This is a genomic window from Paenibacillus sp. J22FR5 (assembly GCF_059691975.1).
Window position 1 is genome coordinate 203,905 of sequence record NZ_JCAUAN010000005.1, and the last position, 13,998, is coordinate 217,902.

Here is a 13,998-nt window from a genome sequence, read left to right on the forward strand (position 1 = left end):
GTAATGGAGACGCTATTATGAAGGTATTAGTTACTGGGGGAGCAGGCTTTATTGCTTCCCATGTTGTTGATGCACTTATTGGACAAGGACATGAGGTCGCAATTTTAGATAATTTCTCTACTGGAAAAGAAGGTTTCGTAAATCCCAAAGCAGTTGTATTTAAACAAGATATTTTAAATGAACAGATTACTGATATCTTATTAGGGTTTAAGGCTGAAATTGTTATTCATCATGCTGCCCAAATCGATGTTCAGACATCCATTAATCATCCTGCCCTAGATGCACAAGTAAATATTGTAGGAACAATAAAATTGCTGGAAGCTTGCAAAGTAGCAAAAGTTCGTAAATTTGTATATGCTTCTTCGGCTGCGGTTTATGGAGACCCTGAGTATTTGCCAGTAGATGAGAGACATCCAATTGCCCCTTTATCCTGTTATGGGATATCAAAACATACTCCTGAACATTATTTAAGTGTATTTTCTGAACAGTACGATATTGATTATACAATACTTAGATATGCAAATGTTTATGGTGTTAGGCAAGATCCTAAGGGAGAAGGTGGGGTTGTCTCTATTTTTATAGATAAAATATTACGTGATCAACAGCCGATCATTTATGGTGATGGAGAACAAACTAGAGATTTTATTTACGTTAAGGATGTAGCAAATGCAAATATTGCAGCACTTTGTTCTGGGAGCAAAGGTACTTATAATATAAGCTGCAACCATCAGACTACAGTTAGTGAATTATTACTTACACTTTCAAATTTATATAATTATAAAGGTATTCCTGCTTTTAAAGAAATGAGATCTGGTGATATACTTCGCAGTTGTTTAGATAATTCAAAAGCAAGAAATGACTTGCATTGGGAGCCTAAGTATACATTAAAAGAAGGTTTAAAAGAAACCTATGAATATTATCAAATGATCAAACCTATGGAGATAACTGGAGGATAGAATGAAAGGAATAATATTAGCAGGTGGCACTGGATCACGACTTTTTCCTTTAACTAAGGTTACTAATAAACATTTACTTCCAGTTGGGAAATACCCAATGATATTCCATTCGATCTCTAAACTAAAAGAAGCTGATATCAAGGATATCCTGATTGTAACGGGTAGAGAACACATGGGTGACGTTGTTAATCTACTTGGCAGCGGAAGAGAAATGGGAGTAACCTTCACTTATAAAGTTCAGGACGAAGCTGGTGGTATTGCCCAGGCACTCGACCTAGCAGAGCACTTCGTTGGCAACGACCAAATCGTTGTTGTCCTTGGTGATAACGTATTCGAAGAAAGCATCGTGTCATTTGTAAATAACTTTAGGACTCAACAATATGGTGCTAAAATTCTGATCCAAGAGGTCCAAGACCCTCAACGTTATGGTGTTCCTGAGTTAGAGGGAGACAAGATCGTTTCAATTGAAGAGAAACCTAAGCAACCGAAAAGTAATTATGCGGTTACAGGCATTTATATGTATGATAGTTCTGTTTTTGAAATTGTAAAGACTCTTAAGCCATCCCATCGTGGTGAGCTTGAGATTACAGATGTGAATAACGCATATATCGAAAAAAATCAGCTTACCTATGATATCCTGCAAGGCTGGTGGACAGATGCTGGTACTCATGCTTCTTTGGCTAAAGCGAATGAGTTAGCTAAAGATGTGATGTTTGGCGAAGAGTTTGGGAAACTTAAATTGTAAGAGGTGCCAATTCGGATGAATATCATAACAACGAAGTTAGAAGGGTTAGTAATCATCGAACCCGATGTCTTTGGTGACAATCGGGGCTTTTTTATGGAAAGCTACAGTAGCTCGAAGTTTGCTGAACTTGGTGTGGATCATCTGTTTGTTCAAGATAATCATTCCCTGTCAGTGGAAGCTGGTGTGCTGCGTGGACTTCACTATCAGTTGACGCCGAAATCACAAACGAAGTTAGTCAGAGTGGCGTCAGGTGCCATATATGATGTAGCGGTTGATATCCGCAAGAGTTCTCCTACTTTCGGGCAATGGGTAGGCGTCATTCTTAGTGATTCAAATAAGCGTCAGCTGCTCGTTCCTCAAGGTTTTGCTCATGGTTTCTGTACGATTGTACCGAATACGCAGGTCCTGTACAAAGTGGACGAATACTATTCACCTGAGCATGATCGCGGTATCCTCTGGAGTGACCCAGAACTAGGGATTGATTGGCCGACCTCCAAACCAATCTTGTCGGATAAAGATCAGAAGCACCCATATCTTAAAGATGCGGATATTAACTTTTAAAATAGGAGTCTTACATACTATGAGAATTCTTGTAACAGGCGGTGCCGGCTTTATTGGTAGCAATTTTGTACATTATATGCTAGATCGATATCCTAGCTATGAAATTATCAATTTGGATGCCCTAACTTATGCTGGAAATTTAGAGAATTTGACTTCGATTCAAGACAATAGTCAATATACCTTTGTAAGAGGGGATATTACTAATTCTGAACTCGTGGGTAGTTTGTTCGATAAGGGAATCGATACGGTTGTTCATTTCGCCGCGGAGTCGCATGTTGATCGTAGCATTCTGGAACCAGATGTTTTCGTCAAAACAAATGTACTGGGTACACAGGTTTTGCTGGAAGCTGCCCGGAAGCATGCTGTTAAGAAATTTGTCCATGTCTCAACAGATGAAGTGTACGGATCTCTTGGTGAGACGGGGCTTTTCACGGAGGAAACGCCGATAGCTCCAAATAGTCCGTATTCTGCGAGTAAAGCAGGTTCTGATCTATTGGTGCGCTCCTATCATGAGACATTTGGACTCAATGTGAACATTACACGTTGCTCCAACAACTATGGTCCCTACCAGTTTCCAGAAAAGTTAATTCCTTTGATGATTGCTAATGCCTTGAGTGACAAGGCTCTGCCTGTTTACGGTGACGGACTTAATATTAGAGATTGGCTCTATGTTGAGGATCACTGTAGCGCAATTGATTTGGTTCTACATAATGGAATCAGTGGTGAGGTTTATAATATCGGCGGAAATAATGAGCGAACGAATATTCAAATTATCCAAACGATTCTTCGCGAGCTTGGTAAGCCTGAGTCTCTGATGCATTTCGTCAAAGATCGCCCAGGTCATGACCGTCGTTATGGGATTGATGCCACGAAAATTACGGGTGAGCTCGGCTGGAAGCCTAAGCATAATTTTGAGACTGGTATTCAGAAGACGATTCGTTGGTATTTGGACAATCAAGATTGGTGGAAACGAATACAGACGGGTGAGTATCAAAAATATTTTAATGAGCAGTATGGTACTCGATTAGGTACAAACTCATGAGAATTGTCGTAACCGGCGCTAATGGGCAACTTGGGCAAGATGTGGTTAAGCTACTAGAAGCTCAGAATGAGGTTCACGGTTTAGGAAGAGATACACTGGATGTTACCAATTTAAATCAGTGCCTTGAGCTCATTAAGAAACTAGAACCAGATGTCATCATTCATAGTGCGGCTTACACAGCGGTGGATCTAGCAGAGACAGAAGAAGAAATTGCCTTTCGAGTAAATGCAACTGGAACCAGAAATCTTGCAGTTGCAGCTGAGACCATTGATGCGAAATTCGTCTATATCAGTACGGATTACGTTTTTGATGGAATGGCTATGAATGCCTATCGAGAAGATGATGAAACGAATCCTCAAAGTGTGTATGGGAAGTCAAAAAGAGCAGGGGAACAACATGTACTATCTCTATTAAAGAAGCATTTTATCGTAAGAACTTCTTGGGTATATGGTATGCATGGTAATAATTTCGTGAAAACGATGTTGAATTTAGCTAAAACACGAGATTCATTAAAGGTTGTCAGTGATCAGCTTGGTTCACCTACGTACACTGTTGATCTTGCCTCATTCCTTGAACAACTGATTCAAACGGATCATTATGGCATTTATCATGCCTCTAATTCGGGTGTTTGTTCATGGTATGACTTTGCGTGTGCCATTTTTGAAGAAAGTGGCGTATCGATGAAGGTAGAACCATGTACAACGGAAGAGTTTCCGAGGCCGGCTCCGCGACCTCGGAATTCAGCGATGGAACACGAAGCGATCCGTACGAATGGTTTTGAAGATTTACGTGCATGGCGGGAAGGGCTCAGGGCTTTTTTAAAGGAGCTTGGGGAGAATTAACTAAGTGGAATAGCTATCATGATGCTTAGGTGCATAGTGATGGCTTTTTTGGAGTAAAGGAGACTGATTTAGTTTGGAAGCTCGTAAACGGACAGTCAGTGTCCATATTGTTACTTATAACTGCGCTGAACATATCGAGGATTGCTTGGATGCGGTTCTGAGACAATCCCAGCGAATTGACCAAATCATCGTCATAGATAATGCATCCAAGGATCATACCCTTCATACGTTGGCAAAATGGCAAGATACGTGCACCATCATTAGAAATGAGCGGAACAATGGTTTCGCCGGCGGGCACAATCAAGCTATTCGGCTAACGGAGACCGATTATTGTTTAATCCTCAATCCAGATGTCGTCCTTGAGCCAGATTATGTACTTAACACGATAAGTGCGATGCGAGGTCATACTCGTGCAGGCAGTGCAACAGGCAAATTACTTTTCAAAGCAGCCCCTAATCACATCGATAGTACGGGGCTCATCATAAATAAAGCACGAAGAGCCTTTGACCGCGGCGCTTATCAAACTAGCGATCATTTCCAGCACTCAGAAGAGGTATTTGGTGTTTCTGGAGCTGCTGCCATGTATTCTCGTGAAATGATTAATGATATTAGCCTGAATGGCGAATTCTTTGATGAGGACTTTTTTGCCTATAAAGAAGATGTGGATGTGGCTTGGCGTGCACAATTACTAGGTTGGAAGGCTGTGTACGAACCGTCTGCTATTGGCTATCATGAAAGGGGCTGGAAGGAAGGCGGGAGAAGAAGCAAGCTACTCTTTGTTAGAAGACTATCCTATATCAATCGATATAAAATGATGGTGAAGAACGACCAAATATCTAAGCTGTTCAAGAATTTTATAACTCTGATGGTTTATGAGTGTCTCAGTCTTGGCTACGCCCTATTAAGAGAGCCCAAACTATTAGGGGCTTGGTTGGATTTATATCGCAAGTTGCCAGACCTGAGGCATAAAAGAAGCATAATACGTAATAAGCAGAAAGTGGCGTCATCAGAAGTGGATAAATGGTTTGTCAAATGAATCCCCTAAGATTAGCAGTAGCTAGTCTTATTTTTTAGGCTTTTTTTAACATACCCGTGGTATAATGACAGATATCAACCAACAAATGAGGTCATCTCTTGGATTTATCCATTATCATCGTGAACTACAAAACGAAAAACCTGACGTTAGCATGCATCGCATCTGTTTTTGCGTCTATTACATCATATATATATGAAATTATTCTTATTGATAACGCATCTAACGACGGTACAGTCCAATCCGTGAACGAGCGGTTCCCACAGGTGACCACAATCACGAACACCGATAACGTCGGCTTTTCCAGAGCAAACAACCAAGGCATCCGCATCGCAAAGGGCCGATATGTCCTGCTCCTGAACTCAGATACCATCGTTCAACCAGACACATTAGACATCATGCTGCGTTTCATGGACGAGAACCCTAATGTTGGGGCCAGCGGATGCAAAATAGTGCTTCCCGACGGTTCGCTCGACAAAGCATGCAAGCGAGGCTTTCCAACACCCTCAGCATCATTCTACTACGCATTTGGATTTGCCAAGCTATTCCCTAACATCCCAAGGTTTAATCAATATCAATTGGGGTATTTAGATCCTAACAAACCCTATTCCATCGACTCCCTAGTAGGAGCCTTCATGCTCATCCGTCGAGAGACGATTGATCAGGTCGGAATGCTGGATGAGGAATTTTTTATGTATGGAGAAGATATAGATTGGTGTTATAGAATTAAGGAAGCGGGTTGGATAAATTATTATTATCCTCGTACTCAAATTGTCCATCACAAAGGGGCAAGCAGTCGTCGGAAGCCGTATAAGATCATCTACGAGTTTCATCGGGCGATGATACTATTTCATAATAAGCATTACCGTAGGAAGTATTCATGGCTAACGAATGCCATGGTGTACATAGGTGTAGGTGTGAAGTTCGGCCTGTCACTAGCTAGAAATAAATTACGTCCAGCGAGGTGATCCTGTTTGATACGTCAAAGCCAAGGTTTCTTGACCCAACTATATGCTTTGGCCGACTTTGTGTGCATTCAGCTCGTGTTTCTCTTCTCTTGGTGGCTGAAATTCAAAAGTGGTTGGATTCCATACGATTCTCCTTTGCCACTTAAGCACTATGTGATGTGGAGTGTCACTTATGCGATTATCGCGATTTTTATTAGCTATTTAGTAAATTTCTATACGCCTAAGCGTAGAAAGCAGTTTTCGTTCGAGGTTCTGAAAATCATTCAAGTCCATACCTTCAGCCTTCTGATGCTGCTCAGTGTTCTCTTTATTTTAAAAGAAGTCGATGTTTCCCGGTCTTATCTTTTACTATTCCTAGTTAATAACATCCTACTCATCAGCTTTTATCGTTATATGGTCAAAATCTCACTCAAACGAGCCCGTCAAAAGGGGTATAATAAGCAATTCATTCTCATTCTTGGTGCAGGCTCACTAGGGCGCAAGTTCTATACGAAACTTAAACAGCATCCCGAATTGGGTTATGAAGTGGTAGGTTTTCTAGATGACTATCAGGAAAAGCATGAGATGCCCTATCAGAGTTACAAACCGATCATTGGAAAGATAGATGAGCTGGAGTCGATTCTGAATAAGGTGATCGTGGATGAGGTTATTATTGCACTTCCATTGGATGCTCATAAGAAATTCGGCAGTATCATTAATGTGTGTGAAAAAATAGGGGTAAAAACGCTGATCATTCCCGATTTTTATGATTTCCTGCCTTCACGGCCGTATTTCGACAATTTCGCGGATATGCCGCTGATTAATGTACGTGATATACCTTTGGATGAGTTCCGAAATCGTCTGTTTAAAAGAGCTTTCGACATCATATTCGCAACAGCCGCGATTCTAATCACACTACCAGTTATGCTGTCAGCAGCCCTAGCGATCAAACTTACCTCTGAAGGCCCCATCATTTTCAAGCAAGAACGCGTGGGATTGAACCGCAGACGCTTCATGATGTACAAGTTCCGCAGCATGAAGGTGCTAGGAGAAGCAGTCGCCAATACGGAGTGGACGGTTGAAAATGATCCGCGGCGAACGAAGGTCGGGACCTTCCTCCGCAAAACGAGTCTCGATGAACTGCCACAGTTCTTCAATGTGCTGTTCGGGCATATGAGTGTTGTTGGCCCTAGGCCGGAACGTCCTTTTTTCGTGGAACAATTTAAGGAAGAAGTGCCGAAGTATATGGTGAAGCATCACATCAGGCCTGGTATTACGGGTTGGGCGCAGAGCAATGGTTTGCGCGGAGATACGTCGATTGAGGAACGGATTAAACACGATATTTTTTATATCGAAAACTGGACTTTTTTATTTGATATCAAAATTATTTGGAGAACGGTTAGGAACGGTTTTATGAATAAGAACGCTTATTGAAATTTTTTCTAATGACCCGCATGATTCGCCAACATTTTCCCCATACTATTGCATATACTGAGTAGGCGGGGAGGTTTTGGGTATGATTGATCATGAAGACGCTTACCAAGATGATCATTTGTCGATCGGCAAAGGCTTGATAGTCGGTGTGGTGTTCGGTTCCCTGATTTGGGCAGGTATTATCGCGTGTATTGTGTATATGTGGTAAATGCTTTTTATACAGGAATAGGCTGCTGGGGCTACGCTGAAGCTCTTGGCAGCCTTTTTCGCATAGTAGGGGTCGCCCCCTAAACCTCTGTCCGAGACTTTTATTCATACTCTCGCATAAGTTAGTAGTAGAGGTGAGAGGAAGGATGAAAATCACGACAACAACTTTATCAGGACTTGTGATCGTTGAACCTGAGGTCCATGCGGACCATCGGGGATTTTTTATGGAAAGCTATCATGCAGCGAAGCTGGCAGAGCAGGGGATTACGATCGATTTTGTGCAAGATAATCATTCGCTTTCCGAAGAAATTGGCGTGCTGCGCGGGCTGCATTATCAGCTGAACCCGTATGCACAAACGAAGCTTGTCAGGGTAATAGCTGGAGCGATCTACGATGTGGCGGTGGACATTCGTCCAAGCTCCCCCACATTCGGCCAATGGATGGGTGTTACGCTCAGCGCTTCCAATAAGCGCCAGTTGCTTGTTCCACAGGGCTTCGCCCACGGTTTCTGTACATTAGAACCGAAGACGCAGGTGCTGTATAAGGTCGATGCTTATTATTCACCGAAGCATGATAGAGGGATTCTGTGGAATGACCCGGCTATTGGGATAGAGTGGCCGACGGCGTCCCCGATTTTATCGGCTAAGGATGGAACGCACCCTTTGTTGAAGGATGCGGAGGTTAATTTCTAAACTAGGATATTTCAAGAAGGGGCATCCTTTTTAGTGGGAGTCTGAGTTATAATGAGTAAAGGACGCTTATTATGACAAGGAGTGGTTGTCGTGGATGAGATGACAAATCGTCAGTATTTTAATGAAATGATGGCAAACTGAATGAAATTGGTGCTGATGTAACAGCGATTAAAGATATAGTTGAACGTATGGATAGAAGATTAGGCAATATGGAAGAGAGATTAAATAAAACAGAGGATTCTGTAGAAGAAGCCTATAAAGAGCAGGATTAGAGAATTTTCTAATCCTGCTCTTTTTCGTACAGAACTACTGCGTCGGCCTCAATGTTTGCCAAGAGCAGATCGTTATCAACCTCAGATATTCGCACAACATCGATCGTATATAGCCCTGCTGCTTCTTGCAGACGCGTAATGACACCGGAGCGAATGTTGTCACCATAAACAGCAATGTCAATATCTGAGTTATATTTGCAATCACCTCTTGCTCGAGAGCCAAATAGGGAAGCTTTCTTTATAGATTTTTCGTTAACTAAGGCATTAAATAACCTATCGAATGTACGTTCAGGAAGACCGTATCTCATTATTAATCACTCCCGTTAACTGGGTAGATAGATGTTTGAATTCGTTAAAGTAACTATCACAAATAGATCGATATACCTGTTCAGCTGTCCTGGATTTATAGGTATGACTGGTTAGGTTTCTATCGTCGATGATGTCTTCCCAAAGATCAACAGACTGGATCCACCCGATTTTGAAACACTCTCTCAAGACCTCTTTAGGGTGTACCAAAAATAAGCCTCTCGCCGACAGCACATGTTTTGCTAATTTCCATGCTAGTTCATACGTGTATTCAAATCTTTGAATGGTTGCGTCTTTAATGAATTGATTAATAGGTGGTTCATTAACTGCTTCTTTAAGGGTTTCTAATGCAGCTAAATATTGACTTTCAACAAACAAGACTTTTTGTTTCAGGATCTTGTCTTTCATGGGTAAAAGCCTCCTTAAACTGATCATGCTTGTTACTATCATAACATGATGGCACCTGACTGCAACTCTTTTCCGGCCAAGCCCTAACTCGTCTGCATAATCGAACAAGTCCCCTCATATGCATGTACTATGTTGATGTTAATCATGAGTGAGGGGATGATCGAATGCGCCGGGTCACATGGGTGGTAGCAGTGGTAATGTGCGTAGCATTGGTTCTCGCAGGATGCGGGATGGGCAAAAAGGATGCAGGATCTATCGTAAAGGATTTGGATCATGTGATGGGCAAGTCGAGCAGCTATCAAGCATCAGGAAGCATGATTCTAAATACGGGGCAGCAGCCTCAGGAGTATCAAGTTGAGGTGGCGTACTCGCCAGATCATTTCTATCGGATCTCCCTTACAAATGCAACGAAGGATGTCACTCAGATTGTTCTTCGTAATGAAGAAGGCGTGTTCGTTTTGACGCCGCATTTGAAGAAGAGCTTTCGCTTCCAAAGCGATTGGCCAGAGAATCAAGGTCAAGTGTATCTCTTCCAATCTTTAGCGAAAAGTATCATTGCCGATAAGGATCGCCAATTCACGACGGACAAGGATGCCTACGTGTTCGACGTTGCCGCGAACTATCAGAATGAACAGCTTTCCCGCCAGAAAATTTGGCTGAATAAGAAAACACTCGCGCCTTCGCAAGTTCAAGTGTCGGATGCGAATCAGAATGTGTTGGTGCAAGTGAACTTCTCGAATTTTGAATTCGATACGAAGTTCGATAAGGACTATTTCCAAATGGAGCGTAATATGACCAGCTGGAATTTGCAGCAAACGATGCCTACGTCGTCTGATGTTGCGGTGACAGATGCGGATCATCCAGCTACAATTGGGGGCAAATCGGTAACGGACAAAAACCTGTCCGCGACAGGTGGACAATCCGATCAATCCAAAGATGGAGCAACGAAAGCAGATGCGACGAAATCGGCGCCAGCAGCTACCAAAGCGCAAAGCATTGGTATTGTTGAGCCGTACTACCTGCCTAAGGATGTTGTGAAGCAAGACATCAGTGATATGAAGCTAGGCGAGGATGCCGCGGTGCTTTTACGATATAAAGGGAAATATAGTTTCAATCTGATCGAGGTTAGACCTCAAGCTAAATCCGTTGCGTTGCCGCCAGGGGATATTGTGGATCTCGGGTTCACGGTCGGGGTGATCACGGGGAATGCGTCGAAGGATGAGCCTAGAACGCTTACTTGGACGAATGATGGCGTCGAGTTCCGGATGTTCACGGGCGATATGCCAGTGAGTGAAATGATTCAAGTGGCGATGGCGACAGATGGACAGTCCGGGAAATAATTTCATTCTCTAAGTAAAATGAGAAGGCTCTGCTACCTTAGGTAGCCGGGTCTTTTCGCATATAATGCCAAGCAATTTGTGAATAAATTACAAGAAGATTTAACCAACTCCCACGAACGGCCGTTTTTTTGGTATAATGCAACTTTGGAGCGAATAGATAATTGGAGTGTTTGTGATGAAAAAAGTAGAAACGTTAACATGGGAAGAGCAACAGCTTTTCTGGGAAAATGAAACGATTGCCTTCGCGAGGTATTTAACGGAAGAAGGTAAATTAAAAGCAGAGACCACCCAAAAGCATGTAGATCGCATACGTTTTGTGACGACGGAATATTTTGTTCGTTATGAGATCAGTTATGAGGACCTGCAAGGCGATACGATTGTTGATTTCGTAGGCCGCTTCTTAATCAGCCATGTGCTTAGCACAAAGGAATCCGATATCGGTGCTTATTTGACTTCTTTTAAAAAGTGGATTCTATTCCTTCAGATGACATCTAGAATTTCAAAAGAACAATACTCTTCACTGAATGAAGTATGTAAGTATAAATCTTATTTCGAAGAGCGATTCGAGCAGTACATGGGAGCAGACAATGACTACGCGCTGGTACGTTGGCTGAACTCGAATGATATAGAAGCACATATTGAAGAACATACGCCGTCTTCCAAGCGGAAGTTGAAACCACTTGTGGTTGACCCGAAGCTGCTTCAGCTCTGGATGGATGGACGGACGCCTGTACCACAAATCGTTGGGGAATTTAGAGCCTTCTTGGAAGCTGTTCAAAATGGAAAAGATGTTAAGCTATCTGCTGCGCGCAAACATTTGCCGCGTAAATTCTGGAAAGAGTTTGACGAGCAGATAAACCTACAGCTTTTCCGTAAACCAACATTGAATCAGGATCAAGAGCCAGTGTACCAATTCTTTTTCTATGTAGCGCTAGTACTAGGGATAACGGATGAAGGTACGCAATTAACGGTAAATGCGAAACAATTGGCCAATTACTTGGCGCTTTCAGAGCAGGAACAAGCCGCTATTCTCTTGGATGCGCTCTGGAATCGAGTGAACTGGGGGATTCTGGAGGAAGTTAACGAGGGTGGCCGCCCAGAAGATATTCAGGCTTGGCGAAGAGCGATTGCAAGTGTTTTAGCGAGTTGGCCTGTAGGCAAGGAACACAATGTGAGACAAGAGTGGAAGACACATAAAGAATCAGGGATCTTGCTAAACACCAGCGTTGATGTGTTCTTACATGCGGTAGCAACCATAATGGTGCGTTTCGGGTTAATCCGTGCCGTGTATCTCCCTGATGCTGAAATGAAGTATGCTTTTGAAAGACAACCGGTTGAAATGACGGTACTAGAGTCAGGGAACCGCGTATTCCGCTATTTTGTGAACGAAGCAGCTTACGTGCTTACCAACACTGCGAATACTGCAGCTGAACCTAAAATCGGACGCAATGAACCATGCCCATGCGGCAGCGGCAAGAAATATAAAAAATGCTGTTTGTAATTAGATAGAAGAGGTGAACGCTGGTGGATGCTTTTTATCGGCCCACGTGGGTGGAAATATCGTTAGATGCGCTGCGAAGCAACATTGAGCATTTTCAGAAGGTACTGCCTGCGGGAATGAAGCAGATGGCAGTCGTTAAAGCGGATGCTTACGGACACGGGGCAGTAGAGGTTTCCAAAGAGGTTCTTGCAGCGGGTGTGGATTATCTGGGGGTGGCGTTTTTTGATGAAGCGTTGGAGCTTAGAAATGCAGGGATTACGGCCCCTATTCTAGTTCTCGGCTATACGCCGCCTGAAGGAATTAATCGTGCTCGGGAGCTCGATGTGACGATTGCGGTATATAGTCGTGATGTGTTGGAAGCGCTGCGTGCGCAAGGGCGTAAGCAGGAGAACGCATCGCAGAAGAAGCTGAAAATTCATATCAAGCTGGATACTGGCATGGGGCGACTCGGCTTGCACACGGAAGCAGATGCCATTCCTTTTATAGAGGAAGCGCTCACGCTGTCGAATGTTGAAGTCGAAGGCCTGTTCACGCATTATGCGAGTGCAGATGAAGTTGATAAAAGCTATACGATGGAGCAATACGGCCGGTTTGAGCGGATCGTGAGCTATTTTACAAATGAAGGGGTAACGTTCCCCTATATTCACGCGGGTAATAGCGCTGCAGCTATAGATTTGCCAGGCTTGACCTATTCGATGGTGCGTCTTGGGATTTCGATGTATGGCCTGTATCCCTCCGAAGATGTCGATCAAACGAAGATTGAGTTGAAGCCGGTACTGAGTCTCAAAACAGGGATCGTTCACCTCAAAACGCTGCCAGCCGGCTCGGGGGTTAGTTACGGAACGATTTATCATACCAAGGGTGATGAACAAATTGGGACACTGCCGATCGGCTATGCAGATGGATATTCGCGGATGCTTTCGGGTAAAGCGGAGGTGCTGGTTCGAGGCAAAAGAGTGCCAATCGTTGGCCGAATCTGTATGGATCAGTGTATGATCAACGTATCGGACGTACCGGATGTTCAATCTCTAGATGAGGTTGTTCTCATCGGGGAGCAAGGTGAGGAGAGGATTTCCGTGGAGGATGTTGCTCGTCAGCTTGGAACAATAAATTACGAAATCATTTGTATGATTTCACACCGTGTTGCACGTGTATATGTGCGAAATGGGGAACGGGTTGAGGCTTTAAATCCTCTCATGCGGCACCGTTATTAGGACGGGGGGAAATACTTCATGAATTTACCATGTAAATTTTGTGGGTATTGGAGAGGATTTTCAGAATAGGTTATAGAATACTATGTAGTAACAATCTTATATCTTATGGTGTAACATATTTGATATACCGGAGGCATATATTCTATTGTATAATTTGGTTTTTGGAATGACATACTGGTAATATTGTCTTTGTATCGTTTCTGGGGGTGCGAGAGTGTGAGCAATGCGCATAATACGAAAAGGATCATGATTAGCTTGCCTGACAATCTGTTGCAAGAAGTGGACGGAATTGTCGAGAAGGAGAACTCCAATCGGAGCGAATTCATTCGTCAGGCAATGAAGCTGTATTTAATTGAACGCAAAAAGCGCAGTCTACGCGAATCCATGCAGCGTGGGTATATGGAAATGGCGAAAATAAATCTCAGCATGGCATCTGAAGCTTTTCAAGCGGAGGAAGAAGCGGACGGTACGCTTGATCGCTTAGTAAGCGGGGTGTAA

At 43.1% G+C, this 13,998-nt stretch carries 16 protein-coding genes; 14 read left to right on the forward strand and 2 right to left on the reverse strand.

Translation table 11 applies throughout. The annotated features are described in order from the left end of the window. Positions 1–17: 17 nt before the first annotated feature. The 10 genes from AC58P7_RS10295 (at position 18) to rfbC (AC58P7_RS10340) (ending at position 8,459) form a co-directional block, all read left to right on the forward strand. Positions 18–956 carry an NAD-dependent epimerase/dehydratase family protein gene (locus tag AC58P7_RS10295; protein ID WP_497342405.1) on the forward strand — a complete coding sequence of 313 codons (939 nt, stop codon included), beginning with the start codon at positions 18–20 and terminating at the stop codon, positions 954–956. A gap of 1 nt (position 957) precedes the next feature. Then, positions 958–1,701, forward strand: a complete 744-nt coding sequence (locus AC58P7_RS10300; RefSeq protein ID WP_497342407.1) for a sugar phosphate nucleotidyltransferase — start codon at positions 958–960, stop codon at positions 1,699–1,701. Positions 1,702–1,716: 15 nt separating this feature from the next. Beyond that, a complete protein-coding gene (rfbC, locus tag AC58P7_RS10305) occupies positions 1,717–2,262 on the forward strand; it encodes a dTDP-4-dehydrorhamnose 3,5-epimerase (RefSeq protein WP_497342409.1) in 546 nt (181 codons plus the stop codon). Between the two features lie 19 nt (positions 2,263–2,281). Further along, entirely contained in the window at positions 2,282–3,304 is a 1,023-nt protein-coding gene (rfbB, locus tag AC58P7_RS10310) for a dTDP-glucose 4,6-dehydratase (protein ID WP_497342411.1), read from the forward strand. Next, entirely contained in the window at positions 3,301–4,146 is an 846-nt protein-coding gene (rfbD, locus tag AC58P7_RS10315) for a dTDP-4-dehydrorhamnose reductase (protein ID WP_497342413.1), read from the forward strand. Before rfbB ends, rfbD begins: the two co-directional genes overlap by 4 nt. A gap of 73 nt (positions 4,147–4,219) precedes the next feature. Next, entirely contained in the window at positions 4,220–5,182 is a 963-nt protein-coding gene (locus AC58P7_RS10320) for a glycosyltransferase family 2 protein (RefSeq protein WP_497342415.1), read from the forward strand. A gap of 98 nt (positions 5,183–5,280) precedes the next feature. Further along, on the forward strand, positions 5,281–6,147 hold the full coding sequence (locus AC58P7_RS10325; protein ID WP_497342417.1) for a glycosyltransferase family 2 protein: 867 nt from the start codon (positions 5,281–5,283) through the stop codon (positions 6,145–6,147). A 6-nt stretch (positions 6,148–6,153) separates the two neighbouring features. Then, positions 6,154–7,560 (forward strand): undecaprenyl-phosphate glucose phosphotransferase, encoded by a 1,407-nt coding sequence (locus AC58P7_RS10330; RefSeq protein WP_497342419.1) that lies wholly within the window; start codon positions 6,154–6,156, stop codon positions 7,558–7,560. Positions 7,561–7,642: 82 nt separating this feature from the next. Then, positions 7,643–7,768 carry a hypothetical protein gene (locus AC58P7_RS10335; RefSeq protein WP_497342421.1) on the forward strand — a complete coding sequence of 42 codons (126 nt, stop codon included), beginning with the start codon at positions 7,643–7,645 and terminating at the stop codon, positions 7,766–7,768. A 145-nt stretch (positions 7,769–7,913) separates the two neighbouring features. Beyond that, positions 7,914–8,459 carry a dTDP-4-dehydrorhamnose 3,5-epimerase gene (rfbC, locus tag AC58P7_RS10340; RefSeq protein WP_497342423.1) on the forward strand — a complete coding sequence of 182 codons (546 nt, stop codon included), beginning with the start codon at positions 7,914–7,916 and terminating at the stop codon, positions 8,457–8,459. Between the two features lie 280 nt (positions 8,460–8,739). Here rfbC (AC58P7_RS10340) and AC58P7_RS10345 read toward each other — a convergent pair whose 3' ends face one another. Together AC58P7_RS10345 and AC58P7_RS10350 are read right to left on the reverse strand one after the other, a co-directional pair. Continuing rightward, positions 8,740–9,039 carry a nucleotidyltransferase family protein gene (locus AC58P7_RS10345; RefSeq protein ID WP_497342425.1) on the reverse strand — a complete coding sequence of 100 codons (300 nt, stop codon included), beginning with the start codon at positions 9,037–9,039 and terminating at the stop codon, positions 8,740–8,742. Further along, positions 9,020–9,445, reverse strand: coding sequence for an HI0074 family nucleotidyltransferase substrate-binding subunit (locus AC58P7_RS10350; protein ID WP_497342427.1), 426 nt, complete (start codon positions 9,443–9,445; stop codon positions 9,020–9,022). The genes AC58P7_RS10345 and AC58P7_RS10350 overlap by 20 nt, the downstream gene beginning before the upstream one ends. Before the next feature lie 164 nt (positions 9,446–9,609). On the opposite strand from AC58P7_RS10350, the gene AC58P7_RS10355 reads away from it, so the two are divergent. From AC58P7_RS10355 to AC58P7_RS10370, 4 genes are all read left to right on the forward strand, one after another. Next, complete coding sequence (locus AC58P7_RS10355) at positions 9,610–10,785, forward strand: LolA family protein (RefSeq protein ID WP_497342429.1); 1,176 nt, start codon at positions 9,610–9,612, stop codon at positions 10,783–10,785. Positions 10,786–10,960: 175 nt separating this feature from the next. Continuing rightward, the gene (locus tag AC58P7_RS10360) at positions 10,961–12,286 is read left to right on the forward strand and encodes a YecA family protein (RefSeq protein ID WP_497342431.1); all 1,326 of its coding nucleotides are present in this window, start codon (positions 10,961–10,963) and stop codon (positions 12,284–12,286) included. Positions 12,287–12,309: 23 nt separating this feature from the next. Then, complete coding sequence (alr, locus tag AC58P7_RS10365) at positions 12,310–13,500, forward strand: alanine racemase (protein WP_497342433.1); 1,191 nt, start codon at positions 12,310–12,312, stop codon at positions 13,498–13,500. A 216-nt stretch (positions 13,501–13,716) separates the two neighbouring features. Next, positions 13,717–13,998, forward strand: coding sequence for a CopG family ribbon-helix-helix protein (locus AC58P7_RS10370; RefSeq protein ID WP_028553892.1), 282 nt, complete (start codon positions 13,717–13,719; stop codon positions 13,996–13,998).